The organism is Streptomyces sp. NPDC058864 (genome assembly GCF_042742985.1).
In the GTDB taxonomy this organism is placed as follows: domain Bacteria; phylum Actinomycetota; class Actinomycetes; order Streptomycetales; family Streptomycetaceae; genus Actinacidiphila.
This window is the reverse complement of record NZ_JBHYMQ010000017.1, coordinates 92,542-117,363: the sequence shown is the minus strand read 5'-3', so window position 1 is coordinate 117,363 and position 24,822 is coordinate 92,542. Positions and strand designations below refer to the sequence as shown.

At 72.5% G+C, this 24,822-nt stretch carries 30 protein-coding genes and 1 tRNA gene; 18 read left to right on the top strand and 13 right to left on the bottom strand.

From position 1 onward, the window contains the following. Positions 1-106 precede the first annotated feature (106 nt). Complete coding sequence (locus tag ACFW3D_RS16265) at positions 107-1,138, bottom strand: LacI family DNA-binding transcriptional regulator (RefSeq protein ID WP_500504791.1); 1,032 nt, start codon at positions 1,136-1,138, stop codon at positions 107-109. A 457-nt stretch (positions 1,139-1,595) separates the two neighbouring features. Between ACFW3D_RS16265 and ACFW3D_RS16260 the strand changes: the two genes are divergently transcribed. The 3 genes from ACFW3D_RS16260 (at position 1,596) to ACFW3D_RS16250 (ending at position 5,389) form a co-directional block, all read left to right on the top strand. Continuing rightward, positions 1,596-2,840: a glycoside hydrolase 5 family protein gene (locus ACFW3D_RS16260; protein ID WP_500504790.1), complete on the top strand. Its 1,245-nt coding sequence runs from the start codon at positions 1,596-1,598 to the stop codon at positions 2,838-2,840. A 199-nt stretch (positions 2,841-3,039) separates the two neighbouring features. After that, positions 3,040-4,443, top strand: coding sequence for a Si-specific NAD(P)(+) transhydrogenase (gene sthA / locus ACFW3D_RS16255; RefSeq protein ID WP_500504789.1), 1,404 nt, complete (start codon positions 3,040-3,042; stop codon positions 4,441-4,443). A gap of 154 nt (positions 4,444-4,597) precedes the next feature. Continuing rightward, positions 4,598-5,389 carry a class I SAM-dependent DNA methyltransferase gene (locus ACFW3D_RS16250; RefSeq protein ID WP_500504788.1) on the top strand — a complete coding sequence of 264 codons (792 nt, stop codon included), beginning with the start codon at positions 4,598-4,600 and terminating at the stop codon, positions 5,387-5,389. A gap of 46 nt (positions 5,390-5,435) precedes the next feature. On the opposite strand, the gene ACFW3D_RS16245 is transcribed toward ACFW3D_RS16250, so the two are convergent. Next, the gene (locus ACFW3D_RS16245) at positions 5,436-5,696 is read right to left on the bottom strand and encodes an acyl carrier protein (protein ID WP_500504787.1); all 261 of its coding nucleotides are present in this window, start codon (positions 5,694-5,696) and stop codon (positions 5,436-5,438) included. Positions 5,697-5,819: 123 nt separating this feature from the next. Continuing rightward, positions 5,820-6,752 (bottom strand): 2-dehydropantoate 2-reductase, encoded by a 933-nt coding sequence (locus ACFW3D_RS16240; RefSeq protein WP_500504786.1) that lies wholly within the window; start codon positions 6,750-6,752, stop codon positions 5,820-5,822. 62 nt (positions 6,753-6,814) lie between these two features. Here ACFW3D_RS16240 and ACFW3D_RS16235 point away from each other — a divergent pair, with 62 nt between their 5' ends. Continuing rightward, on the top strand, positions 6,815-7,462 hold the full coding sequence (locus ACFW3D_RS16235; protein WP_500504785.1) for a CGNR zinc finger domain-containing protein: 648 nt from the start codon (positions 6,815-6,817) through the stop codon (positions 7,460-7,462). A gap of 8 nt (positions 7,463-7,470) precedes the next feature. On the opposite strand, the gene ACFW3D_RS16230 is transcribed toward ACFW3D_RS16235, so the two are convergent. The 3 genes from ACFW3D_RS16230 to ACFW3D_RS16220 form a co-directional block, all read right to left on the bottom strand. Next, on the bottom strand, positions 7,471-8,370 hold the full coding sequence (locus tag ACFW3D_RS16230; RefSeq protein ID WP_500504784.1) for a LysR family transcriptional regulator: 900 nt from the start codon (positions 8,368-8,370) through the stop codon (positions 7,471-7,473). Between the two features lie 139 nt (positions 8,371-8,509). Beyond that, positions 8,510-9,469 (bottom strand): NAD(P)-dependent oxidoreductase, encoded by a 960-nt coding sequence (locus tag ACFW3D_RS16225; RefSeq protein WP_500504783.1) that lies wholly within the window; start codon positions 9,467-9,469, stop codon positions 8,510-8,512. A gap of 496 nt (positions 9,470-9,965) precedes the next feature. After that, entirely contained in the window at positions 9,966-10,427 is a 462-nt protein-coding gene (locus ACFW3D_RS16220; protein ID WP_500504782.1) for an ATP-binding protein, read from the bottom strand. A 173-nt stretch (positions 10,428-10,600) separates the two neighbouring features. Between ACFW3D_RS16220 and ACFW3D_RS16215 the strand changes: the two genes are divergently transcribed. Together ACFW3D_RS16215 and ACFW3D_RS16210 are read left to right on the top strand one after the other, a co-directional pair. Beyond that, positions 10,601-10,837, top strand: a complete 237-nt coding sequence (locus tag ACFW3D_RS16215; protein WP_500504781.1) for a DUF397 domain-containing protein — start codon at positions 10,601-10,603, stop codon at positions 10,835-10,837. An 89-nt stretch (positions 10,838-10,926) separates the two neighbouring features. Further along, on the top strand, positions 10,927-11,835 hold the full coding sequence (locus tag ACFW3D_RS16210) for a Sco1979 family transcriptional regulator (RefSeq protein ID WP_500504780.1): 909 nt from the start codon (positions 10,927-10,929) through the stop codon (positions 11,833-11,835). Positions 11,836-11,885: 50 nt separating this feature from the next. On the opposite strand, the gene ACFW3D_RS16205 is transcribed toward ACFW3D_RS16210, so the two are convergent. After that, positions 11,886-12,701 (bottom strand): SAM-dependent methyltransferase, encoded by an 816-nt coding sequence (locus ACFW3D_RS16205; RefSeq protein WP_500504779.1) that lies wholly within the window; start codon positions 12,699-12,701, stop codon positions 11,886-11,888. Positions 12,702-12,937: 236 nt separating this feature from the next. Between ACFW3D_RS16205 and ACFW3D_RS16200 the strand changes: the two genes are divergently transcribed. Further along, complete coding sequence (locus tag ACFW3D_RS16200) at positions 12,938-13,225, top strand: DUF1905 domain-containing protein (protein WP_500504778.1); 288 nt, start codon at positions 12,938-12,940, stop codon at positions 13,223-13,225. A gap of 131 nt (positions 13,226-13,356) precedes the next feature. Further along, entirely contained in the window at positions 13,357-13,740 is a 384-nt protein-coding gene (locus ACFW3D_RS16195) for a VOC family protein (RefSeq protein WP_500504777.1), read from the top strand. Between the two features lie 77 nt (positions 13,741-13,817). Here the strand turns inward: ACFW3D_RS16195 and ACFW3D_RS16190 are convergent. Both ACFW3D_RS16190 and ACFW3D_RS16185 read right to left on the bottom strand, forming a co-directional pair. Continuing rightward, positions 13,818-13,892, bottom strand: a tRNA-Trp gene (locus ACFW3D_RS16190). An 86-nt stretch (positions 13,893-13,978) separates the two neighbouring features. Then, on the bottom strand, positions 13,979-14,446 hold the full coding sequence (locus tag ACFW3D_RS16185; RefSeq protein WP_500504776.1) for an SUKH-3 domain-containing protein: 468 nt from the start codon (positions 14,444-14,446) through the stop codon (positions 13,979-13,981). 99 nt (positions 14,447-14,545) lie between these two features. Here ACFW3D_RS16185 and ACFW3D_RS16180 point away from each other — a divergent pair, with 99 nt between their 5' ends. After that, on the top strand, positions 14,546-15,052 hold the full coding sequence (locus ACFW3D_RS16180; protein ID WP_500504775.1) for a hypothetical protein: 507 nt from the start codon (positions 14,546-14,548) through the stop codon (positions 15,050-15,052). A gap of 29 nt (positions 15,053-15,081) precedes the next feature. Here the strand turns inward: ACFW3D_RS16180 and ACFW3D_RS16175 are convergent, their stop codons facing one another. Together ACFW3D_RS16175 and ACFW3D_RS16170 are read right to left on the bottom strand one after the other, a co-directional pair. Next, positions 15,082-15,750: an SMI1/KNR4 family protein gene (locus tag ACFW3D_RS16175; protein WP_500504774.1), complete on the bottom strand. Its 669-nt coding sequence runs from the start codon at positions 15,748-15,750 to the stop codon at positions 15,082-15,084. Positions 15,751-15,832: 82 nt separating this feature from the next. Then, positions 15,833-16,300 carry an SAM-dependent methyltransferase gene (locus ACFW3D_RS16170; protein WP_500504773.1) on the bottom strand — a complete coding sequence of 156 codons (468 nt, stop codon included), beginning with the start codon at positions 16,298-16,300 and terminating at the stop codon, positions 15,833-15,835. Between the two features lie 193 nt (positions 16,301-16,493). Between ACFW3D_RS16170 and ACFW3D_RS16165 the strand changes: the two genes are divergently transcribed. Next, positions 16,494-17,636 carry a HEAT repeat domain-containing protein gene (locus tag ACFW3D_RS16165; protein ID WP_500504772.1) on the top strand — a complete coding sequence of 381 codons (1,143 nt, stop codon included), beginning with the start codon at positions 16,494-16,496 and terminating at the stop codon, positions 17,634-17,636. A 117-nt stretch (positions 17,637-17,753) separates the two neighbouring features. On the opposite strand, the gene ACFW3D_RS16160 is transcribed toward ACFW3D_RS16165, so the two are convergent. Next, complete coding sequence (locus tag ACFW3D_RS16160) at positions 17,754-18,407, bottom strand: DUF1062 domain-containing protein (RefSeq protein WP_500504771.1); 654 nt, start codon at positions 18,405-18,407, stop codon at positions 17,754-17,756. 453 nt (positions 18,408-18,860) lie between these two features. Between ACFW3D_RS16160 and ACFW3D_RS16155 the strand changes: the two genes are divergently transcribed. Beyond that, entirely contained in the window at positions 18,861-19,619 is a 759-nt protein-coding gene (locus tag ACFW3D_RS16155; protein ID WP_500504770.1) for a class I SAM-dependent methyltransferase, read from the top strand. Positions 19,620-19,755: 136 nt separating this feature from the next. On the opposite strand, the gene ACFW3D_RS16150 is transcribed toward ACFW3D_RS16155, so the two are convergent. Then, on the bottom strand, positions 19,756-19,893 hold the full coding sequence (locus ACFW3D_RS16150) for a hypothetical protein (RefSeq protein ID WP_500504769.1): 138 nt from the start codon (positions 19,891-19,893) through the stop codon (positions 19,756-19,758). Positions 19,894-19,981: 88 nt separating this feature from the next. On the opposite strand from ACFW3D_RS16150, the gene ACFW3D_RS16145 reads away from it, so the two are divergent. The 7 genes from ACFW3D_RS16145 to ACFW3D_RS16115 all read left to right on the top strand — a co-directional run bounded on the left by ACFW3D_RS16145 (position 19,982) and on the right by ACFW3D_RS16115 (position 24,794). Then, positions 19,982-20,260, top strand: coding sequence for a DUF6510 family protein (locus tag ACFW3D_RS16145; RefSeq protein WP_500504768.1), 279 nt, complete (start codon positions 19,982-19,984; stop codon positions 20,258-20,260). A 78-nt stretch (positions 20,261-20,338) separates the two neighbouring features. Beyond that, on the top strand, positions 20,339-20,773 hold the full coding sequence (locus ACFW3D_RS16140) for a nuclear transport factor 2 family protein (protein ID WP_500504767.1): 435 nt from the start codon (positions 20,339-20,341) through the stop codon (positions 20,771-20,773). A 53-nt stretch (positions 20,774-20,826) separates the two neighbouring features. After that, positions 20,827-22,035, top strand: coding sequence for a PP2C family protein-serine/threonine phosphatase (locus ACFW3D_RS16135; protein WP_500504766.1), 1,209 nt, complete (start codon positions 20,827-20,829; stop codon positions 22,033-22,035). Positions 22,036-22,141: 106 nt separating this feature from the next. Beyond that, complete coding sequence (locus tag ACFW3D_RS16130) at positions 22,142-22,912, top strand: VanZ family protein (protein ID WP_500504765.1); 771 nt, start codon at positions 22,142-22,144, stop codon at positions 22,910-22,912. Positions 22,913-23,071: 159 nt separating this feature from the next. After that, positions 23,072-23,338: a DUF6400 family protein gene (locus ACFW3D_RS16125; RefSeq protein WP_500504764.1), complete on the top strand. Its 267-nt coding sequence runs from the start codon at positions 23,072-23,074 to the stop codon at positions 23,336-23,338. Continuing rightward, a complete protein-coding gene (locus ACFW3D_RS16120; protein WP_500504833.1) occupies positions 23,325-23,555 on the top strand; it encodes a hypothetical protein in 231 nt (76 codons plus the stop codon). Before ACFW3D_RS16125 ends, ACFW3D_RS16120 begins: the two co-directional genes overlap by 14 nt. 117 nt (positions 23,556-23,672) lie before the next feature. Next, positions 23,673-24,794 (top strand): baeRF3 domain-containing protein, encoded by a 1,122-nt coding sequence (locus ACFW3D_RS16115; protein ID WP_500504763.1) that lies wholly within the window; start codon positions 23,673-23,675, stop codon positions 24,792-24,794. Positions 24,795-24,822: the final 28 nt, after the last annotated feature.

Below are 24,822 nucleotides of genomic sequence, written 5' to 3'. Positions count from 1 at the left end.
GCCGGGCCGGACACCAAGTGCTCCCCCACTCGCACGGAGAAGCCACCCACGTCGGCTTCTCCGGGATATCCGGAGACCGACCGCCCGACGTGCCAGGGCCCGTCTCTCAGCCGCGCCGCGGCGGCGCCGTGCTGTCGCGCACGACGAGTTCCGGCGTCGGCTGGGCCACGTCTCGGGCCGGGCGGCCGCCGAGCAGGCGGACCAGTTCCTCCGCCGCCCGCCGGCCGAACGCCGTCGCGTCGCGGTCCAGCGCGGTCAGGCGGGGGTGCGTGGCCCGGCACAGCGCCGAGTCCTCCCAGGCGACGACCGACAGGTCGCGGGGAACGGACAGGCCCATGCCGAGGGCCACACCGGCGCCCGCGACCGCCATCACGTCGTTGTCGTAGATGATCGCCGTGGGCGGCTCGGCACCGGCCAGCGCGAGGCGGGTGGCCTCCGCGCCCTGGCCCTCGGAGTAGTCGGTGGTGACCGAGCGGACCCCGGACATCCCCAGGCGCGCGGCCCCGGCCCGCAGCGAGGCGATCCGGCGGGTGGTGTGCGCCAGGCCGGCCAGACCCGCGACGTGCACGACACGGCGGTGGCCCAGCCCCGCCAGGTGCTCGACGACGGCGCCCATGGCGGCCGCGTCGTCCACCCGGACGCTGGAGATCACCGGGTACGGAACGGGCACCTGCGGATCACGGTCCGCTTCGCGGCCGCCGACCACCACCGCGGGCAGACCCAGGGAGTCCAGGAGCACCGGCCGGGGATCGCCGATCCGCGGGTCCACCACGACGACCCCGTCGACCCGCTGCTCGGCCCACCACCTGCGGTAGACCGCGCACTCCTCCTCCGCACCCGCCACCACCCGGAAGAGCAGGCCGAGATGGCGTTCCGACAGCACCTCCTGGATGCCCGAGACGAGCTGGAGGAAGAACGACTCGATGCCCAGCGAGCTCGCCGGACGGGCGAGCACCAGGCCCACGGTCGCGGCGCCCTCCCCCGACAGGGCCCGCGCGGCGGTGCTGGCCCGCCAGCCGAGCTGCTCGGCGACCCGGCGCACGCGCCGCCGGGTGGTCTCGGAGACCCCGGGACGGTCGTTGAGGGCGAAGGAGACGGCGCTCTCGGAGACCCCGGCCCGCCGGGCGATGTCCTTCATCGTGGGGCGCCGGGCGGGGACACGCCGACCGGTCCGGGCAGCGGGCGGCGGCTCCACCGGTGGCTCGTGCGCCGCGATCGTGGGCCCCCTCGGATCGTCCGCCTGACGTCGTACGCGCCGGGCCCCGGGCGGGCACGACGCGGACACGACGCGGGCACCAGTATCCCCCAGCCGGGGAAGCCCGCTCGCTAAAGCGCTTGAGCGGTGTGACTCTAAAGCGCATTAGTGCTGGCGCCCGAATTCCTTCCACACACCGCTGAACTGCGAATTCTCAACCCCAAAACACAAATGAGAGAGGCGAGTTGACTTTCCCGGGGCGCGGTGTCACCTTGTCGTGGGCGCCGGCGGCGACTCCCCCAGCCGCGCCGATCACGGGACGGACATCCCCCGACCGCCCCGCGACCACCGGTTCCGCCGTCGCGCGCCCACCCCAGCTCGCACGAACACGGGAACCGCCATGACACCGCGCTTCGGCGTCAACTACACGCCCAGCCAAGGCTGGTTCCACCACTGGCTCGACTTCGACCTCGACGCCGTCCGTGCCGACCTCGACTCCATCGCCCGCCTCGGCCTGGACCACATCCGGGTGTTCCCCCTGTGGCCGCTCTTCCAGCCCAACCGCACCCTGATCCGGCCCCGCGCCGTCGAGCAGTTGGTCGCGCTGGTCGACGCTGCGGCCGAGCACGGCCTGGACGTCAATGTGGACGGCCTGCAGGGCCACCTGTCGAGCTTCGACTTCCTGCCCTCGTGGACGGCCACCTGGCACCGCCGCAACATCTTCACCGACCCGGAGGTCGTCGCCGCCGAGGCCGAGTACCTGCGGACCCTCGCCGCCGCGCTCGCCGACCGGCCCAACTTCCTGGGCATGACCGTCGGCAACGAGATCAACCAGTTCTCCGGCCCGCCGCACCCGGACCCGGACCCCATCGGTCCCGCCGAGGCGGAGGCCTGGCTGCGCCTCATGCTCGACGCCTGTGAGCGGGGCGCACCCGGCAGGCTCCACCTGCACGCCGAGTACGACGCCGCCTGGTACCAGGACGACCACGCCTTCACCCCCGCGCAGGCCGCCCGGCTCGGTTTCGCGACCGCGGTGCACTCCTGGGTCTTCAACGGGACGGCGCAGCGGCACGGACACGCGGGCGTCGCCACCGAGCACCACGCGGCGTACATGATCGAGCTGTCCAAGGCCTGGGCCACCGATCCGCACCGGCCGGTCTGGCTGCAGGAGGTCGGCGCCCCCGCGCCGGTGGTGCCCCCCGAGCACGCGGCGGCCTTCGCCACCGCCACCATCACCAACGCCCTGGACTGCGCGGACGTGTGGGGGGTGACCTGGTGGTGCTCGCACGACGTCGCCCGGTCCCTCGCCGACTTCCCCGAACTCGAGTACACCCTCGGTCTCCTCACCAACGACCGCGAGGTCAAGCCGGCGGGCACCGCCGTGGCCCGTGCCGTGACCGGGCTGCGCGACCGCGGCTACGCGCCGCCGCCCCGGACGACCGCGCTCGTCGTCGACGTGGGGGACAGCGTGACGGCCCCCCGGCGGGCCTGCTGCTCCCCCGGCGGCGAGGTGTTCGAGGCGTGGGCCGCGCTGACCGCCCAGGGCGTACGGCCCGCCCTGGTGCTCGCCGACCGGGCCACGGACGCGGCGCACCTGGCCGCCCGCGGCATCACCGAGGTCGTCACCCCCGCCCAGGTCCGCTGAACGCCCAGGTCCGCTCAACCCGAGGTCCGCTCAACCCCCGGGTCCGCCGCACGCCCAGGCCGCCGGACCCCACACGCCCCGTCCCCCGGCGGGCCCCCGGGCACGGGTCGCGTACCCGTGCCGGGGGGCTCGGGGACGCTACCGGCCGCATCGCCGGCAGCCCTTTCCCGGGAACACCGTGGCCTGACAGACTCGTCCGGTGACCGAATTCGACCTGCTCGTCATCGGATCCGGCCCGGGTGGCCAGAAGGCCGCCATCGCCGCGGCCAAGCTGGGCCGCCGGGTCGCCGTCGTCGACCGCCCCGACATGGTCGGCGGCGTCTCCATCCACACCGGCACCATCCCGTCGAAGACGCTTCGCGAGGCAGTGCTCTACCTGACCGGGCTCACCCAGCGGGACCTGTACGGCCAGAGCTACCGCCTCAAGGAGGACATCACCATCGCGGACCTCACCGCGCGCACCCAGCACGTGGTGAGCCGCGAGGTGGACGTCATCCGCAGTCAGCTCTCCCGCAACCGCGTCACCATGCTCACCGGGACCGGCCGCTTCACCGACGACCACACCGTCGCCGTGCAGGACCCCTCCGGCCGCGAGGTCCTGGTGACCGCCGAGAACATCGTCATCGCCACCGGGACGCGTCCGGCCCGCCCTTCGACCGTCGAGTTCGACGACCGCACGGTCATGGACTCCGACAGCGTGCTCAACCTGGACCGGGTCCCGCGCTCCATGGTGATCGTCGGCGCCGGCGTCATCGGCATCGAGTACGCCTCGATGTTCGCCGCGCTGGGCAGCAAGGTGACGGTGGTCGAACAGCGCGAGGGCATGCTGGACTTCTGCGACGTCGAGGTCGTCGAGGCGCTCAAGTACCACCTGCGGGACCTCGCCGTCACCTTCCGCTTCGGCGAGACCGTGGCGGCCGTGGAACGGCATCCGACGGGCACGCTGACCGTGCTGCAGAGCGGTAAGAAGATCCCCGCGGACGCCGTCATGTACTCGGCCGGACGGCAGGGCCTCACCGACGGTCTCGACCTCGGCAAGGCGGGACTCGCCGCCGACAAGCGGGGCCGCATATCCGTCGACGAGCACTACCGCACCTCCGTGCCGCACATCTACGCCGTCGGCGACGTCATCGGCTTCCCGGCGCTCGCGGCCACCTCCATGGAGCAGGGCAGGCTCGCCGCCTACCACGCCTGCGGCGAACCGGTGAACGCGATGCACGGCCTGCAGCCGATCGGCATCTACACGATCCCGGAGATCAGCTTCGTCGGCCGTACGGAGGACCAGCTCACCGACGACAACGTGCCCTTCGAGGTGGGCATCTCGCGCTACCGCGAGCTGGCCCGCGGGCAGATCATCGGCGACTCGCACGGCATGCTGAAGCTGCTGGTGTCGACGGAGGACCGCACCCTGCTGGGCGTCCACTGCTTCGGCACCGGCGCCACGGAGCTGCTGCACATCGGCCAGGCGGTGATGGGCTGCGGCGGCACGGTCGACTACCTGGTCGACGCGGTGTTCAACTACCCGACCCTCGCCGAGTCGTACAAGGTGGCCGCCCTCGACGCCACCAACAAGCTCCGCCAGATCAACCGCCTCACCGGCTGACCCGGTCCGTCGCGTGCGGTGTGCCCCCGGGCGGGGGCGCCCCGCACGCACGCACCACCCGTTCGGCGGGGGAACGACGGGGGCGCCGCGTGGCAGCCTCCCGGGAGGGGACGAAAGCACACCCGTCCCGTGACCCCCCGAGGGAGCACCCGCCATGGCCACCAGGAAGAACCTCCGGGCCGACCGGACGAGCCTGACCCACAAGGTCGGCTACGCCCTCCGGCACCCCACGCGGGTCGCCGCGCACGCGCGCCGGGCCGCACGCGACCGCTGGCTCGCCCACCGGCACCGCGATCACGTGGCGTACTACCGGGCCGTCATGGCCAGCGACACCGCGCGCGACCCCGAGGCCGCCGTCGGCAGCGGCAGCCACGACCGCTGGCTGGCGCTGGGCGCGATGCAGTTCGACTACCTGCGCGAACACGGCCTGTCGCCGCGGCACCGGCTGCTGGACGTCGGCTGCGGCAACCTGCGCGCGGGGTGGCGGCTGATCGACTACCTCGACGCCGGCCACTACTACGGCATCGACATCTCCCCCGACATCCTGATCGCCGCCAAGCGCACCGTGACGGCGCAGGGCCTGCAGCGCAAGCTGCCGTACCTCACCCTCACCCACGACCTGACGTTCGACTTCCTGCCGGACCGCCACTTCGACGTGGTCCACGCGCACAGCGTCTTCTCCCACTCGCCGCTGGAGGTCATCGACGAGTGCCTGGGCCATGTGGCGCGGATCCTGGCCCCGGGCGGATGGTTCGACTTCACGTTCGACCGCACCGAGGGGAAGGAACACCACGTGCTGCGCGAGGACTTCTACTACCGCACCGAAACGCTGGTGGACCTGGCGGCCCGGCACGACCTGCGCGCCCGCTTCATGGACGACTGGGAGCTGCGCGGCCACGGGCAGTCGAAGATCCGCGTCCACCCGGGCTCCGCCGCTCCCGCCTGACGTCCCGGGCCCGGGCCTCCCGGACGGGCCGGGCGGCGACCGTCCGTCAGGGGGCCTCCGCGGCCTCCTGCTCGGCGCGCTTGCCGGCCACGTGCTCGACCAGGTCCCGCACCGTGCCCATCCGCTCGACCTCGTCGGCCAGCAGCATCACGCCGACCTCGCGCTCCACGGCGTCGGCGGCACGCTGCTTGGCCCGGTCGCCCAGGCCCAGCCGGACGAAGCTCGTGTCCGGCCCGATCTCCTCCGGTGCCACCTCCGCGCATCCGGCGACCACCCTGCGCACGATCCCGGCGACGTCCTCGGCCATGTTCCCTCTCCCCTCAGGTGACTGCCCGGTACGTCTACCCCGCCGGCGGCGGAGGACCGCACCGGTCTGCCGGACCGTCCGGGTGACTCGGGGGGCGTCGTCACGGCCCGGGGGCCGTGGCGGTCACGGCAGGCGCGGACGGCCCGGCACATAGGGCGCGAGGATGTCGGCCAGGGTGCGGTTGCGGGGGGTGGGGACGCCCAGTTCACGGCCGAGGTCGGCGACGCCTCCGCTGAGCCAGGGCAGTTCCAGGCGGTTGCCCTGCTCCAGGTCGTTGTGCATGGAGGAGGTCATCGTGGCGGGCAGCGTGTCGCAGAAGGCCAGTTGCTCGTCGACGAAGGACTCGTCGAGGTGCACTCCCGAGGCCCGGCCGACGGCGACGACCTCCGCCATGACGTCGCGCAGCAGCCCGCGGGTCGCGGGATCGGCGCGGACGACTCCGATCGGCTGGCGCACGGCCGAGGTGGTACCCGACAGGGCCGTGAGGAACACGAACTTCTGCCACACGATCCGCGCGATGTCGGGGCTGACCTCCGCGTCGACGCCGGCCTTCTCGCACACTGCGCGGAACTCCTCCGCCCGGGCGGTCCCCTCTCCGTCGTAGGGGCCGAAGACCAGCTTCTGCATCGTCCCGCGATGGGAGACGACGCCGGGCTCCTCGATGACGGCGGAGATGTAGCAGACCCCGCCCCACACGGCCTCGGGCGGCAGGTGACGGCGCAGGACGGTGTCCTTCTGGACGCCGTTCTGCAGGGAGATCACCCGTGCGCCCGCGTCGGCCGGGCCGCGCAGCCGGTCCGCGACGTCCTCGGTGTCCCACAGCTTGACCGCGACCAGCACGACGTCGACGGGACCGACGTCGCCGATGTCCGGCACGAACCGGTCGGCCGGCGCCCGGAACTCCCCCAGCGGGCTGCGGACGACGAGCGCGCCGTTGGCGCGGATCGCCTCCAGGTGCCGGCCACGGGCGACGAAGGTGACCTCGTTGCCCGCCTCCGCGAGCCGGGTGCCGAAGTATCCCCCGACGCCGCCCGCTCCCACGACCGCTATCCGCATGGTGTGCTCCCTTCCCGGCGCTGCCACGGCTTGGTAACCGTCTTAAGGGTTACTATTGTCACATGAGCGAGCGCGCACCGGCCACTCCCCGCACCCGCGTCACGGCCAAGGTCCGTGAACTGCGCTTCGACGCGGGCTCGCTGTCGCTCGACCTCGTCGCCACCGTCGGCCGCCGCCCGAGCACCCCCGTGGAGCGGCTCGGCGATCGCGACCGGCTCCGCGCCTGGTGCCTCGGCACCGGCCTGACCCTGCGGGACGAGGAGGACGGGACGTCCCTGCTCGGAGCCCTCCACGAGCTGCGCTCCGCCGCCACCGACGTCGCCACCGCGGCCGTGGACGGCCGCGCGCCGCGACCGGGGTCCGTCGGTCTGCTCAACGACCTGGCGCGCGTCGAACCACCGGCCCCGCGTCTGCGCGTCGACTCCGGGGGGCTTCCGCGTACCGCCACGGAACCGCTGTCGTCCGCCCAGCTGCTCTCCGTCGTCGCCCGCGACCTGATCGCGCTGGTGACCGATCCGCGCCTGCGGGAGCGGCTGCGCACCTGCGCTGCGGAGATCTGCGGCATGGTCTACCTCGACCCCGGCAACGGAAAGCCGCGCAAGTGGTGCTCCATGGAACGCTGCGGCAACAACGCCAAGGCCGCCCGGCACCGGAACCGTGCCTCCGAGTCCGCCTCCAAGGCGGCGTCCGAGTCCCCGTCCGCGTCGTAGGCGGACGCCTACGACGACGCCGGCTGCTCGAACGCCGCGATGAAGTGGCCGAGGTCGCGCCGTCGGCAACTGGACGGCCACACGGCCCACGTCCTGCGGACCAGGGGATCTCCGACCAGCGGCGACCACACGACGGTGTCGGGGATCGGCTGCGCCCAGTTCGGCGGGGCCAGCGCGAACGCCCGCCCCGTGATCACGGCCGCGAGCTTCACCTCCGCGATCAGCGGCTCCACCGCGCCCGTCTCGGGACCCACGTCCAGCCCGTGGCTTCGCAGCACCGCGGTCAGCTCGTCCCACCAGGCGGGGCTCCCGGCGCGGGGGAAACCGACCCACTCCAGCCCCGCCAGGGCCTCCAGTCGTACGCCCCGCGGGCCGGCGAGTTCGGCCGCCTGTCCGGCCGCGAGCAGCACCCCCAGGTTCTCCCTGACGACCAGCATCGCGTCGAACTCCGGCCCGGCCGGGCGCTCACGCATCAGCCCGACGTCCAGCTCGTCCGCGTGCAAAGCCTCCAGCTGCGCCGCCGTGGACAGATGACGGGCCTGCACCCGGGTGTCCGGGTAGGCCCGGGACAGTTCGCTGAGCACGGGAGTGAGCAGGTCGGGCGGCAGCTCCAGCGGAACGCCCAGGCGCAGGGTGCCCCCGCTCTGCGAGGTCAGGGCCGCCATCGCCCGTACGGCCTGGTCATGGCGGACGAGCACGGCCCGCGCCTCGGAGAGCAGCACCGCCCCGGCTTCCGTCGTCCGTACGCCGGAACTGGACCGCACCAGGAGTTTGACGCCCAGTTGCCGCTCCAGGGCAGTGACGGTCTGCGACAGCGCCGACTGACTCACGTGCAGCCGCCGCGCCGCGGCCGACATCCCGCCCTCCTCCGCCACGGCGACGAAGACCCGCAGCTCCCGCAGTTCCATCCGGACATCTCACCAACGCGGCGCCGCGAGGACGTCCCGACAGGCCAGGCGAGTTCCTTATGGCCGAACGCACCGACCCCCTGGGGGTGACGCGCCGGGCGCCCCGGCCCCCGGGAGGTTCCCGGGGGCCGGCCACCGCTCAGTGCGCGGCGGCCATCAGGGGCAGGACGTTCACCAGGGGCTCGCCGTGCGCGTAGCGCTGCAGCTGCCGCGTGATGAAGGCGAGGGAGGCCGGGGTGAAGGCGTCGGTGAAGGCCCCCACATGCGGGGTGATCATGATGCCGGGCAGGTACCACAACGGGTGACCGCTGGGCAGCGGCTCGGGCGCGGTGACGTCCAGGGCCGCGCGCAGCCGCCCGCGCCCCGCCTCCCGCACCAGCGCCTGCGTGTCGACGAGTTCCCCCCTGGCCACGTTGACCAGGACGGCCCGGTCCTTCATCAGGGCGAGGCGGGAGGCGTCCATCAGGTCGCGGGTCTCGTCCGTCAGCGGCGCGCACAGCACGACGGCGTCGGCGGAGGGAAGCAGCCCGGGCAGGTCCGCGAACCCGTGCACGTGGCCGTCCGCGGTGTCGCGCGCGGTGCGTGCCAGCCGGACCACGCGGCAGCCGAACGGGGCGAGCCGGGCCGTCACGCCCCTGCCGACCGCGCCCTGGCCCACGACCAGGACCTCCTTGCCGGACAACGTCGGGAACACACGGGGCCGCCACTGGCCCAGGGCGTGCCGGCGGGAGAAGTCGTCGAGGCCGCGCTCGGCGGCCAGCAGCAGCGTCACCGCCAACTCGGCCGTGGCCTCGCCGTGCACGCCGTTCGCCGTGGCGACGCGGCTGCCGGAGGGGAGCAGGCCGAGGAACGGGTCGAGGTAGTCGTGTCCGGAGCTGAGGACCTGAAGGACCTCGAGCCGCTCGGCACGGTTCAGCAGCCGGTCCAGGATCTCGTGCTGCTTGGCCGGGACGGGCGGGACGACGACGAAGCGTACGTCCCGGGGATCGGACGGGAAGGCCGAAAGACCGTCCCAGAAGTGGTACGACAGGCCGTCGGGCAGCGGGCCGGGAAATTCGCCGGACCGATAGGGCAGCCAGACCGCGCGGCTTTCTTGCATGATTCGCAGTGCTTTTCTGTGGAACTCGGAGTACGGGCGTGCCACGCCGGGCTTCGGGAGCGCCGGCCTCTCGGACCAGGGGCTTTTCGGTCGCGGACGGTCGCGTCCGCGGGCCCGGAGCATCTGACATCGTTGTCACACGTGAACCTTCAAGAACGCTAACACACGCCCCGGAAGCGGAATCGGGCGGCGGGCGCCAGGAAATGGCGGTATGCCAACGGGAGGTGAATTCCTCTCCCGGGAAAGGCAAAGGCACAGTCACGAACCGCCGCGCGGACGCCGCACCGCTGTTGCCCTCGTCACGTTCCACCCGGGGCGTCCCGGGCCGTGGGGAACCTGCGGCGCGAAGCGGCCGAACGGAGCAGCCGAACGGAGCGCGGAGCCGTCCGGCCGCGGAGAGGCATCCCCCCGGCGCCCCGCCGCGGCGTTTCCGGCCCCCGTTCCCCCGTTCCCCCGTCCCGCGGCGTCCGGTCTGCGCGACGCCACGGGGCGGAAGTCACATGGGCGCGGAGATCAGCGCCCAGACGGACTTTCCCGACTCGTCGGGCGGTGTCCACCCCCAGGACTCACTGAGCGAGTCGATGATGTGCAGTCCCCGCCCCGTCTCGGCGAACCAGTCCGGTTCCTTCACCACCGGAATGCCCGTACCGGGGTCGGCGACCGTGCAGAGCACGGCCTCGTCGTGGCGCAGCAGGCCCAGCCAGACCGGCCGGCTGGACAACGGTGCGTACGCCGGGTCGTCGAGGCCGTAGCGGACGGCGTTGGTCAGCATCTCCGACACCACGACGGAGGCGGTGTCGACGATCGCGAGCATCCCCCAGTTGCTCAGGGTGGCACGCGTGAACTGCCGCGCGGAACCTGCGGCGTGGAGGTCGCCGCTCAGGCCGCAGGCGGCAAAGCGTGACCCCGAGTCCTCGGTCAGGCCGAAGTCGAGAGGGATCGCCGGATGCGTGGTCATCGGGAACTCCGCAGAGCTGTCGGGCGGGGGGCGCGGTGCTGTCTGCGTCCACCACTATCCCCGTCGGATCCCTACCCGTGCAAGCACATCTGCAATTACAGTCGTAAGTGCAAGGGTAAGTACATCTGCACGTGCATCTGCACGTGCAGATGGCCCGTCAAGGAGGCGTAGCCATGCGGGAGTTCGACAACGGCGTACCGGCCACCGACATCGACGGCGCGGTCTGGAGGAAGAGCGGCCGGAGCAACCCCAGCGGCAACTGCGTCGAGCTGGCCGTGCTGCCCGGCGGAGGCTTCGCGGTGCGCAACTCCCGGCATCCGGGCGGACCTGCGCTCATCTACACGCGCGCGGAGATCGAGGCCTTCCTGGGCGGCGTGAAGGACGGGGACTTCGATGACATGACGGGCTGACAAAACGTCGGCATGCCATAAGATGCGGCTGTATTCGGGCGCCACTCAGTGAGACACTGGCGGTCCGCCCAGTCACCACGGGAGCCGGCATGACCGCGACGCGGCCGAGCAACGAACCGTCGATAAGGCAGTACCTGGAGCACCCGCGCGGTGGTCCGACGGTGCTGCGCATCGTGCTCGGCACCCAGCTGCGGAGGCTGAGGGAGTCCCGGGGCATCACCCGTGAAGCGGCGGGTGACGCGATCCGCGGCTCCCACGCCAAGATCAGCCGTCTCGAGCTGGGCCGCGTCGGCTACAAGGAGCGGGACGTCGCCGACCTCCTGACCCTCTACGGCGTGACCGACGAGACGGAGCGAGCGGACTTCCTCAAGCTCGCCCGGCAGGCCAACACGCCGGGCTGGTGGCACCGCTACGCCGATGTGCTCCCCGGCTGGTTCGAGACCCTCGTGGGCCTGGAGGAGGCCGCCTCCGTCATCCGTACCTACGAGGTGCAGTTCGTCCCCGGTCTGCTGCAGACCGAGGAGTACGCCCGCGCCGTCATCCGGCTGGGGCACCCCAGGGCGTCCGGGGTCGAGGTCGAGCGCCGGGTCGCGCTGCGCATGGAACGCCAGCACCTGCTGACCGGGACCAACCCGCCGAGGCTGTGGGCGGTCGTGGACGAGGCGGCGCTGCGCCGTCCGCTGGGCGGCGCCGAGGTGATGTCGCGGCAGCTGGAGCGGCTCATCGAGGTGGCCGCGCTGCCCAACGTGACGCTCCAGGTCGCGCCGTTCAGCGTCGGCGGCCTCGCCACCGCGGGCGGGCCGGTGACGATCCTGCGTTTCCTGGAGCCGGACCTGCCCGACATCGTCTACCTGGAGCAGCTCACCAGCTCGCTGTACCTGGACAAGCAGGACGACGTCGACAACTACCTGGCCGTCATGGACCGCCTCAGCGCCGAGGCCGAGCCGCCCGTCCGCACGCCGAGCTTCCTGAGGGACTTCCTCAAGCAGCTGTCGTGAGGTGACGCGGGTCCCGGGCCGGCCGCTGCGGCCCGGGGTCCCTCACGTGCTCAGGCCTTGCGGCCGACACCGCCGAACTCGATCCATTCCTGGGTGGCCTGACGGGGCGCCAGGTCGGTGTCGGGGCGCCAGGTGGACACCTCGACGAGCCCCGGCTCGAGGATCTGCAGACCGTCGAGGAAGCCGTGGACGTCGCTCTCCTGGCGGACCCGGCCCCAGTTGCCCTGGGTGCTGGCGTCCATGAACTCGGTGACGAAGTCGCGCACCGACTTGTCCTCGCTGACCAGCTGGCACACCACCATGAAGCTGCCCGGCGCCAGACGCTCCGCGACGCGCCTGACCAGTCCTGCCGGGTCGTCCTCGTCGGGGATGCAGTGCATCACCGAGACGAACAGGGCGGCCACCGGCTGGCTGAAGTCGATCAGCCGCTCCACCTCGGGGTTGCCGAAGATGCCGTCGGTGTCACGGAAGTCGGCCTGGATGACGGCCGTGTTCTCGTTCTCCTCCAGCAGCGCGCGGCCGTGCGCCAGCACGATCGGGTCGTTGTCGACGTAGACGACGCGCGAGGCCGGGTCGATGCGCTGGGCGACCTGGTGGACGTTGTCCTGCGTCGGCAGGCCGGACCCGTGGTCCAGGAACTGGCGTATCCCGTAGTCGCGGGCGAGCACGCCCACGACGCGCTGCAGGAACCTGCGGTTGTTGACCGCGAGTTCCTTGGTGCTCGGGACGACCTTGAGCAGCTCCTCGGAGGCCTCGCGGTCGACGGCGTAGTTGTCCTTGCCCCCGAGCAGGAAGTCGTACATCCGGGCGACGCTGGGAATCCCGGTGTCGATCGCGGTCGGCAGCGGTTCTCGCTCCTGGCTCATCCGGTTCCTCACAGTCCTGCCCACGCCCTGGACGCGGGGTGATCGCGGAGCCCCCATTCTAGGCTCAAGTCACCTTGTTGCCCTGCGGTTTCACCCATGGGAAGTGAATCGATCGGCAACATGTTTGACTCCTGAAACCCCATCAGTAACGCTTAACCGGACTTATCCCCCTCACTTCCGGGAGCCGTCTGTACGCTGAGGCGGTCTTGCCGCCCTCCAGGAACAGGACGGACACCATGGAGCTCGTCTTCGACTGCCGCGTGATCGAGTGGCGCGGGCCCGCGCCCTACTACTTCGCGACCGTGCCCGAAGAGGAGGCCGCCCACATCCGCGAGGTGGCCGCGATGGCCACCTACGGCTGGGGCGTCGTCCCCGTCGAGGCACGCATCGGTGACACGGCCTTCACCACGTCCCTCTTCCCCAAGGACGGCGGCTACCTGCTGCCGCTGAAGGCCGCCGTACGCAGGCCCCACGGCATCGCGGCGGGGGACGAGGTGACCGTGGAGATGACGGTCCGGCTCTGACCCCCGGGGGCGAAGCCGGCTCGGTTCGGCCCAGTTGCGCGGGTCGCTGCCGGGGCCGCCGGCGGCGCAGGCGGAACCCCGGTCGCGCGCGATCGTGGACAACGTCCCGGGTGCCGCGACAGACTTCGGCGATGCGATCACGAACGCGAGGCATGTGGTGGGGCACCGCAGTCGAGGCGCCCGATCCCGCGGCACTGGCGGCCTTCTACGCGGGGCTGCTCGAATGGCCCGTCGTCCACGAGGAACCGGGCACGTCCGTCGTCGCAGCTCCCGAGGGCCCGGCCTACCTGGTGTTCCAGCAGGCGAACGACTACCGGCCCCCCACATGGCCGCCCGCCGACGGCGACCAGCGGCCCATGATGCACTTCGACTTCCAGGTCGGCGACCTCGAGGCCGCCGTCGCCGACGCGCTCGCCCTGGGCGCCTCCCTCTCAGGCCATCAGCCCCGGGAGAACGTCCGCGTCCTCCTCGACCCGGCCGGCCACCCCTTCTGCCTCTGCCTGGACGAGGGATAGGCGTGCGTGCGGCGCGCGTTACCGGCCGGAACCGACCGGGACCGGCCGGGACCGGCCGGGAACGCGTCCATCGCTTGCAGGGGCGGCAGGATTTGAACCTGCGGCATGCGGGTTTGGAGTCCGCTGCTCTGGCCGGGCTGAGCTACACCCCTTCGGTGGCTCCACCTTGGCATGTGCGGCGGGGGACGGGCCACGCATTATCCGGGGGCGGCGACGCCGGGCACGGCTTCCGGTCCGTTCAGGACCGCGCGAATCGCCGGACCTCCCCCGTGAGGCAGATCAGGCGGTCCAGCGCCTCCTCGAAGGACTCCGCGACCAGCCAGTGCTCCCACTGGGTGTGGCAGACCGTGGTACCACTCGCCGACACGTAGAGACCGTCGACGTACATGAGCGCGACGGGGAAGAAGCCCAGGGGGCCGAAGCGGGCGTCCAACTCCGCGAGGACCTCCCGGCCGGCCGCCGGGTCGGGGGCGAAGCGCAGCGGTTCGACGTGGAAGTTGGCCCCGACGGGTCCCACGGGCTCCACGGTCAGCCCGTGCAGCGCCTCCAGGATCGATCGGGCGAGCGGATGCATCGGCAGGCCCCAGTCGGTGAACTCCCGCGCCTCCCCGGCCATGTCGGCGTGGCGGTCGGGCCACCAGCCGGCGTGTTCCAGCATCGCCCGCGTCGCCGCGTCCAGCCGGCTCGGCCCGAAGGTCCCGCCCATGGCGCTCCCCCGATCGTGGACCGACCGCGAGCGCAACCGACAGCGCCTGCGGGTGGTCGGGCCTTGGCCTTGATTCCGCATGCGGGCAGACTTGTGCCGGTGGAGGAAGCCGTCCCGCTCGGGCGAGGCGATGTGCGCTGGGTGTTTCCGGATCCGGGGGACATCGACGCCGTACGTGAAGCGCTCGTCGACGCCGATGAGCACGTCTCCCGGCTGGCCGGGCAGCTCGGCGTCCAGGCCGGTCACACCGGTGGCGGCCTGGAGTACCACCGCGTCGACGGCTTCGTGCTCGCGGGAGTCTTCGGTTCCGTAGAGCTACCCGCGGTCTCCTTTCACGCGCGGCTGTACTTCCCGCGCCGCTGCCTCTGGGATCTGAACTGGGGTCCGCCGTGGGAGGTCGAGGCGGAGGTCAGGGTGCCGTGCGACCGCGGGACGGATTGCGGCGGGCACACCGTTGCCGAGACCGGGCGCTCGTACGACACTCCCGTCGACTCGGCGCGCGCCTTGGTGCGGGTCACAACGTGGCTGCTCGCGCAGGGTGCCGGCCGGCCGCCGGGCGCGTGGCGCTCGCACGACCCCGGATCCCCTTCCCGCACGGTGCGTTGACACCGGGGGTCGCCGGCAGCGGGCGACCCTCACGCTTCTCTCTCGCGCTCCTCGAGCCATTCGAGGTACCAGGTGCGGAAGGTGTGGCGCTCGCCTGAGGCGTCGACGCACGGCTCGAAGGGCGGGTTGCCCCCGCAGTCCCGGTCCCGGAGCTCACCGCGGTGCGGGCCGACGACGATGAGCCAGCCGCTCATCCCGCATCCGTTGTCGCTGATGAGGATCGCGCCCCGCACACGTTCCTCGAACCAGTCCGCTTCGCCGGTGTCGCCGAAGGCACTGCGGTAATCGTCCAGGTAGTCGTCGTCATCGTCACGAGTGGTGGGCTCGTACCCGGCGGCGTGCAGGGTGGCTACCTGACGGTCGGCCCAGTCTGCGGTCTCGACGAACGGCCCGCTCGCGTCCAGCACCATGGGATCACACCCTGCCCAGATCCACCCCCATGTCCCGTCGACCCGGCGCAAGGACGCCAGCTCGAATGCGGGTCCGGGTCCGCCGGCGCCGACCTCTGCAAGGAACGTGCGGTACTCGTCGGGGAGCTCGACACCGTACTGCGCCTCGACCTCGGCGATCTCGGCGGCCGTCAGGACGGGTTCGAAGACCGGGTGGGGGGATGTCCCCCGACCGCTTGCCCGACGCTCGGCCTCCTCCACCGCGATCACACGTTCCCGGACTCCCGACCAGCCCGTGCGCGTGTCCATGACTGCTCCTTCCAAGGGCGGGCCCGGACAGTATCCGAAGGCACCGACATCCCGGGGACGCGATCGGCTTCGTCGCCTCGTCCTACGGCTGGAAGTACTCCGACATCAGGCGGCTGACCCATTCCGGCTGCCTGACGTCCAGAGGGCGGAACTCCTCCATCGCCGGCTTCAGGTCGATGACCGGGGTGCCCGAGACCGCGTCGAGGCCCACCACCGTCAGTTCGCGGCCCTTGACGGATTCGATGGCGCAGGACGTCACCCCGATGCGGTTCGGCCTGCGGGGGCCCCGGCCGGCGAAGACGCCGACCGGCGGGAGGTCGGAGCGGCCGCGGTACGGGCGGGGTTCGCGGTGGTCGTCGAGCTCCGGGAACTGGTCGAAGACGAAGAGGACCTCCACGTGGGAGAAGCCCTCCAGACCCTGGAGGCAGGCCTCGCCGAAGCGCTCGTCGACGGTGATCGTGCTGCGGACGGCACCCCAGTTGTCGGTGTGCTGCACGTCCGTCCGGTCATTCCGGACCGTACCTATCGATGTGATCTCGAAGCTCGGCATGGCCCGAGGCTATCCCCGCCGCGCCCCTGCCGGTGTCGGGACGATCGGCACGGCCGGCCGAAGATCCCCGTCACGCCGCCCAGCCCGTCGTGGGCCCCATCCTGGTGTGCCAGGATCTGCCGCTGTGACGGATGACGGACCCCTCGCCGGCCTGGACGATGTGCCCTGGGCCAGTCTGCAGCACTCCTACGGCATGGCCGACGACGTCCCCGGGCACCTCCGGGCGATGCAGGCGGGGGTCCTGGAGGACGGGTACCCGCCGAGTGCGCTGCTCGCGAACCACATCGTGCACCAGGGCACGCGGTCGCAGGCCGCGGTGTACACCGTTCCATTCCTCGTGCGGATGGCACTCAATCCGAGATCGGCCGACAGGCATCGGTGCGTCGGTCTGCTGGTCGCCATCGCGATCGGGCTGGACAACAACTACCTGCCGAACGGTTATGACCCCCGGGAAGACCGCGTCGCCCTGGAGAATCTGCGCGGCGAAGCCGACATCTGGGCTCGATGGATCGGCGAGGCGGCGGACGACGAGCAGCGGGAGGACCGCGAGGAGACCTGGGCGCATGTGCTCGTCGCCGCCGAAGCGGTGGTGCGTTCCTATGACGCCGTCCGGGAGGCGCTTCCCGCGCTGGCCGTCCTGCTGACCTCGGACAGCCCTGAACTGCGTGCCATGACGGCGCGCTTGCTGGCGTGGTTCCCCGAGTCCGCGGCGACATCGATTCCACTCCTGAAGGCCTTCGTCGCCGATGAAGTCGCCCCCGGCGCGGCGGCGACGGGGCTAGTCGCCCTCGGTCTGCTCGGTGAGCCGGCGACCGTCACCTTCATCGCCCCCTACCTGGACAGCCCGATCGTCGAGCTGCGCTGGGCCTCCGCGTTCGCGTTGACGCGGTTCGGCATCGCCGGTCCGGCCGTCGTCGACGTGCTCACGCAGGCCGTCGCCCGGCCCCCCGAGAAGACCGCGACCATGTCGTTCCTGAGCGGCTCGTACAGCGGTCTCGCGGCGATGGCCCTGGCCGAAACGTCCGGGGCCACGACGCTCCGGGCGGTCGATGCCATGCTGATCGGCCTGGCCGGCTGCACGGGCGTCGAAGCGTTCTACGACAGGTACTACACGGCGCGGATGCTGTTCACGACGGTCTTCCCGGGGGATCCCGCCGAACCGCCGCAGTCCTTCGACGACCTGAGCGACGTGCAGCAGCGTGTCGTGCGCTTCGTCGTCGACCAGGACGAGCCTGCCTTGCCATCCGGTGCGATGGAGGCCTTCCGGCGCTGGAAGGTGCCGACCAGGCGCTCGGACCTGCGCGTCTACGCCGGGACCGGCCGGGCCGGCGAATAGGCGGGCGGCCCGCGGACCCGACCCGGGCCGCCCACGACCGCGGTCCGGCCGTCTCCAGGGTCCGCCGACCCCGCGCCGGTCCAGCCGGCGCGGGTACCGGCGGGCCGGGTAGGTCGGTCACATACGCCGCTCCGCGCCTCGTGACGGCGGCGGGGTCGTGACGACACAGAGGGTGAAGTCCTCGCGTACCTTCGCGTCGAGGGCCACGGGCAGGCGCAGCCGTCCGGCGGCGGCCATGCCCCGCACGGCGGACCTGCTCAGGCCGAAGCCGGTCGTGAGGAGGTTCTCGACCCTGATGGGCGCCGGGAGTTCGAATCCGACGACGACCTCGAGCGGCAGCGGGTCCGCGGGGTCGGGCTCATAGAACGGCATGTCGGTCTCCAGCTCCCATGTGCCGCTCCAGTCGAGCCGGTACGAGGCCCTGCCCGCCAGTTCCCCGTCCATCGCCAGTTGCCGCACCATGGCCGGATCGTTGTTCTCGAACCTCCGCAGCCGTTCGCCCTCGAGTGCCTGCACATGGATGCGCTCGTGGACGGGGATCTTCGACGTGCGTCCGCACAGCGCGCAGCAGATCAGCATCCAGACGTCGAGGAGCTTGCCGTTCGCGTTCACGCGGATCTTCCCGGTGGGACGGTGCCGCGTGGACCTGCACGCGACGCACGCTTTGACGATGGCGGGCAGACCGAGTTCCCGGACCACCCACAGTGTTTTCCGGTCGACGTCGGCTCCGCCGGCTTCAGCGGGCACACGGCTGCTACTGGATTCGTTCATGGCTTCGGCGAGCTCCAGGGCTTGCGCGGGAGGCACCGCGCATCGCCGTGCGGCGTCGCGGGGTGCCTCCCGGAATCAGTGGCGTACGGCCGGCGCCGCAGAGCGGGGCACGCCGGCCCGCGCGACGTCGCAGATCACGTCGCGTGAAGGAAGCCCGCAGCTCGCGCCGATCACACGGTGCGGGCTTCGGGCGGTACGGCGGAGCGGGACGGGGAGTGACTCGAACCCGTCCTCATTCCGCGCATGCGCCACTGTTCACAGATCCATGCCGGAGATGATGCGCAACCGGCGGGTGGCCGGGCAAGAGGTTTTCCCGGAGGCGGGGTTCGGTCACCGAACCCCCGCCCGGGCGGGCCCTCTTGCCGGGCGCCGCCGCCCCGCATATCGTCCCGATATGTCGACTTGACCTATCAGGACGACGCTTGTGGTCGGCCGGCCGACGGGGGAGAGGCTATGAGGACGATCGACTACGACAAGGAGCAGTACCGGGACTACGCGCGCGGCCGCGCGCTGTCCGCTCGCCAACTCGGCGTGTGGCTGGACGCCTTCGAGGCCGTGCTGCCCGGACGGCGTCCGCTGGCGGGGCTGGACGTGGGCTCGGGGACCGGCAGGTTCACCCCCGCGCTGGCGCGGGCCTTCGGGCCGGTCATCGGTGTCGAGCCGTCGGTCCGGATGCGCGAGGTCGCACAGGCGCAGTCCGAGGGCCCCGGGGTGCGGTACCTGGCGGGCAGCGCGGAGGAGATGCCGGTGCCGTCCGGCAGCGCCGACTACGCCCTGATGTTCCTCTCCTGGCACCACGTACAGGACAAGCCCCGGGCGGCGCGGGAGCTGGCCAGGGTGCTGAGGCCCGGTGGGCGGCTGCTGCTGCGCGCGAACTTCAGTGACCACCATCCCCGGCCGTGGTGGCTGGAGCACTTCCCGCGGGGATACGAGGTGGACGCCTCGATATTCCAGCCGCTGCACGAGGTCATCGCGATGTTCACGTCCGTCGGCTGGAAGGTCGTCGACTACGGGACGGTCACCGAGCCGTCCCCGGGCACCCGCGGCGACATGCTGGAGCGCCTGCGCCTGCGCACCCTCTCGTTCTTCGCCCAACTCGGCCCCGACGAGGTGGAGTCCGGCTTCCGCCGCCTGGAGCAGGCCGTCGCCGCGGACCCCGACACACCGGCGCCCGTGTTCGCCGAGCCGCTGCTCACGTTCGAACTGCGCTGACGCCGCGCTTCGCCGCACCGGTCCCGGAAGAACCGGGCCACATCATGGCCGGCGATGGTGCGCGCGGCGCCCCGCGGGGTACGGCCGTTGGTGTTCGGCCCATGGAGGTCGGCTCCGTGGGCACGCAACAGGGCGATCAGGTCGTCGGCACCCTGATCGCGTCGGTGGTCGACCCCTCCGCGGCAAGGCGCAGCGGGGTGAGTCCCCGGTGGTCCTGGGGCGAGGGGTCGGCGCCTTGGGCGAGTGGCTGCTCGACCGCGTCGGCGTCGTTCACCAGGGGCGAGCGACCGTGCGCGGGCGGGGTGGGCGTCGGCTGCGTAGGGTGGGTGGCGCCGGGACGGCCGGGCCGACGGGAGGCTGGGATGAGCGCACAGGGCACGGACGCGTACACCGACGGCAACGCGCTGGCCGGACCGCTCGGGGAGATCTTCGCGGTGGACATGACGGCCGCCGAGGGCCGCTGCACGGGCTGCGGGCGCACCGGGCCGGTGGCGACGCTGCGCGTGTACGACCACGCCCCCGGGCTCGTGGCACGCTGCCCCGGCTGCGACACCGTGATCCTGCGGCTGGTCCGCGGGCCGTCCGCCGCGTGGCTGGATCTGCGGGGGTCGGTGAGCATGCGCATCCCGCTGCCGGAGTGACGTCGCGGGGCGCGGCCCGGCACGGTTGACCCCCGCACGTGTCTTGGCTCTTGGCCCCGCGTGCCCAACACTGTGCCGATGACGACGCGAGCGGAGTGGGAGACCCTGCTGGACCGGCTGGCCGTGGACGAGCTGATCAGCGGCTACGCGGCGGCCGTCGACGACGGCGACTGGACGGCGTACGTCGCGCTCTTCGCCCCGGACGGCCGGGCCGACTACACCTCCGCGGGCGGCATCGCCGGTCCCGCCGGCGAGGTCGCCGACTGGCTCGCCTCGACGATGCGGCTGTTCCCCGTGCGCCAGCACCTGATCGTCAACCGCCGGATCGTCCTCGATCCGCCGTCGGCCGAGGCGCTGGCCGACTACGTCAACCCCATGCGGCTGGACGACCCGGGGACGAAGCCGACCGCGCCCAACTTCGTGTGCGGCGGCCGTTACACCTTCGGTCTGCGGCACACCGGGGCGGGCTGGCGCATCCGGGAGGTGCTGGTCCGGGAGAAGTGGCGGTCCTGAGGCGCCGGGGCCACGGGCGCGCAGGGCGGTGGACGCGGGTGTATCCAAGAGTCATGGACGTTGCACGACGCCTGGGGCGGTGGGGGCGGTCGTGGCGGCTTGGGCATCTGCTGGTGGCCGCCATGCTCGGGCTGATCCTGCTCGTCACCGTCGTCGACGTCATGGCTCCGCCCGAGGTCCATCTGGGGCCGTTCCTGGTGGCCGCCCCGGCGATCACCGCGTCGTTCGCGGGGCCCCGGACGACCGCGATCGTGGGCGGGGTCGCGGTCGCCGCGCAGATCGTCGTGGCGGGGATGCGCACGACGCCCCTGGACCTCAACCACTCGGCGCAGATCGCCACCCTGGCCCTGATGTCGGTGCTGGCGACCTTCTTCGCCCATCTGCGTGTCACGCACGAGCAGCAGGTGATCCGGCTGCGCTCGGTGGCCGAGACCGCGCAGCGGGTGCTGCTGCGTCCCATCCCCCGGAGCATCGGACCGCTGCGCATCGCCTCGGTGTACCTCGCCGCGGAGGCGGAGGCGCAGATCGGAGGGGACCTGTACGCGGCGGTTCGGACGGACAGCGGGACCCGGGTGATCGTGGGCGACGTCCGCGGCAAGGGCATGGAGGCGGTGAACGAGGCCGCACTGACCCTGGGCGCCTTCCGGGCCGTGGCCCATCGGCAGGCGGAGCTGCCGGCCCTGGTCCTGTGGCTGGAGCAGGCCCTCGCGTCGGAGCTGTGCGATCCCGCCGCGGAGGCCGAGCCGGCCGGCGACGAGGCGGAGTCGTTCGTCACCGCGGTGGTCGCCGACATCCCGGACGACGAGCCGGTGGTCCGCCTCGTCACCTGTGGTCATCCGCCGCCGCTGGTCCTCCACGACGGCCGCGTGACCTCATTGGACATGCCCGCTCCCGCGCCGCCGCTGGGGCTGACGCAGTTCGCCGGCGGGGCCGGCGGGGAGCCCACCGTGCGCACGTTCGCCTTCGGGCCGGGCGACACCCTGCTGCTGTACACCGACGGTGTCGTCGAGGCGCGGGACGTCTCCGGGGCGTTCTACCCCCTGACCGGTCGGCTGGCCGGGCAGCCGGACGGTGATCCCGAGGCGCTGGTGGAGCGCCTGTGCGCCGACCTGCTCGCCTACGCGGGCGGCTGCCTCGGCGACGACGCGGCCGTCCTGGCGATCAGCCGGTCGACCGCCCTGGTGCCGGCGACCGGCCGCGCGGGCGGTGACCCGCCCCCGGCGGCACCGCCGCCCCCTCAGCAGGCGGCGCCGCCGAGTTGACCGGCGCGGCACGGCGGTTGCCCGGCATCGTGGCGGGCGCTCGGGGTATCCGGTCTGTGACACGGGGAGACCATGTCCGGGAACAGACCAGAGGAGGGGGAAGTCCGTGGCTCGATGGGCGGTGCGCGGGCGTACGTCGGAAGCACCGGGAGAGGGGCGGCGGTCACCACTGGCCGCGCTGGCCCGGTGGGCGGCGATGGCGCTCGCGTTCGTGGCGATGGTCGCGTTCGGGGCGGTGCTCGCCCGGGCGACGCTCGCGCCGTCGTACGCCTCCGAGGGGCTCGCGCACGCGAACCTGCAGCCGGGCGCCTCACTGCGGCAGTACTACGAGCGGTACACGGTGGCGGGCGCCGTGCGGCAGGTCGGCGGGAACGTGCTGCTGGGCATGCCCTTCGGCGTGCTGCTCCCGGTGCTGGCGCCGAAGGCCCGCGGTGCGCTGCGCGTGGTGGTGACCACCGGGCTGGTCATGGTCCTCGTGGAGCTGGCGCAGGGGGCCGTGGTGCAGGGCCGTGCCTTCGACGTCGATGACGTGATCATGAACACCGCCGGTGCCCTGCTGGGCTACCTGCTCCTCGGTCGGCGCCTCGGCCGGGCCGTGCACGCCGTCCGCCCGGCGGCCCCCGCGCAGGATCCGGCTCCGGCGGCGAAGCCCGCGGACGGCACCAGGACGTCGAGGATCACGAAGGCGTTCCGGGGCCGCGGGAGCGGCCCGGCCGGGAAGACCGGCAAGACCGCGGGGACCGGGAAGACCGGGAGGAGCGGGAGGAGCGGGAGGACCGCGAGAGCCGGCAAGGGGACCAAGGCCGCGGAACCGGCCGCTCGCAGGCCGCTGCTGTCCTTCGGGACGGTCCGCGGCAAGGCCGCCCGGCGCTCCTGAGCGGCGCCCGGCCCCCTGGCGCTCCGCCGCTGGTACGTCCCTGACCAGCGGCGGAGCCGCATGCAGTTCGTCACATCGAGGCGGGAAAAGCTTTCCCCAGGGCACGACACTTTGTTACACAGAGTGGATTCATCCCCGATTGCCCCGGGAGCGGGCGACATGAACGACGACGACACCCCGGACCGCCTCCACGCGTTCGAGCTGGACTTCACCGACCACGAGACCCGCCGCCGGGCCGAGGTCCTCGCCGCCCTCGGCGACGAATGGGACCCGCTGGCCGTGCTCCGCGAGGAGGACGCGGCGTACCGGCTGCTCTACTCCGGCCTCGACGAGGAGCAGGAGGCGGTGTACCGCACGCTCGTGGCCGCCGGTGTGCTGCCGCCCCGTGAGGCGGCCGGGGAGGACGACGGTGCTGCTTCCGATTGATCCGACGGCCGACCCCGGCCGCCGGGCGTGGGTCCCCTGCCCGCGCTGTGCTGACCACCGGGAGTGCGCCACCTGCGCCGCGGGCCGCAACTGCCCCGACCACTGGCGCTACTTGCTGTCGAGCAAGGGGCCCGTGGTGCATCTGCAGTGCCCCGGCTGCACGCACATGTGGGCCTGGGACTCCGGCTTCGGCGCGCACCACCGCAACGGCGCCTGAACGCCGCGCCGACCGGGCCGTCCCCGGCAGGCGGCGGCCCGGCTGGTGTGCGAGGCTCGGGGTGTGGGGCTGCCCCCCTCCGCGGGGAGCAACCGCGGACCCCTCAGGGAGGCGATCATGGAAACCGATGCCCTGACGGTCGGCACCCTGCGAGAACTGCGCGCGACCAGGCCGTACCCGGCGGTGTCGCTGACCATGCCGACGCACCGGCGCGAACCGGACAACGCCCAGGACGCCGTACGGCTGCGCAATCTTCTCGCCGAGGCCGAACGCCGGATCGAGCACGATCCCGAGGCGTCCCGCCGGGCCCGGATGGCCATCAAGACCCAGCTCAAGGCCGCCGCCGCCGAGGTCGACCTGCGCTACTCGCTGGACGGGCTCGTCATGTACGCCACGGAGCGGGACCACCAGATCTGGACCCTGCCGCGGGCCGTCCCCGAGCGCGTGGTGCTCAGCGACAGCTTCCTCACCCGCAACCTGGTCGCCGCGAAGGCCAGGGCCCGCCCGTACTGGGTACTCACGGTGGCGGCCGACCGGGCCACGCTGTGGAGCGGCAGCGGTCAGTCGCTGCACCCCCAGGGCGCGCAGGGCTTCCCGCTGGAGCCCGACCCCGTGCAGTGGGACCCCGAACGGCAGGAGCAGGTCGGGGACCACCCGAGCACGTTCCGGGACGAGGAGACGCGTCGGTTCCTGCGGTCGGTCGACAGTGCGCTCGCCTCGCTCCTGGCCACCGACGGCCGGCCGTTGTACCTGGTCGGCCTGCCGGACGCGGTCGCCCTGCTCAAGGAGGTCGGCACGGCCGCCGACGCCGCGGTTGCGGTCGTGCACAAGGGCGGCCTGGCGGGCGGCCCCGCGCAGACGCTGCTCCAGGAACTCGCCCCGGCGCAGAAGGAGTTCGCCGAGCGGGAGGCCGAACGGACCGGCCGCAGGCTGGTGGACGCCCGGAGCCGCAGGACCTTCGCGGCCGGGCTGGACGAGGTGTGGGAGTCCGTGCGCGAGGGCCGCGCCGAACTCATCGTGGTCGAGGAGGACTTCCAGCGCACCGTGCGCCTGAGCGACGGTCACCTCATCCCGGTGGACGGTGCCGCGCCGGAGGCGGGCGGCTTCGAGGAGGGCGTCCGCGAGGACATCGTGGACGAACTCGTGGAGGCCGCGCTCGACAAGGGCGCCGAGGTCCGCTTCGTACCGCCGGACGGCCTCGCGGAGCACGACCGGATCGCCGCGGTGCTCCGCTACTGATCCTCCGTGCCACCCGCACGCCGGGCGC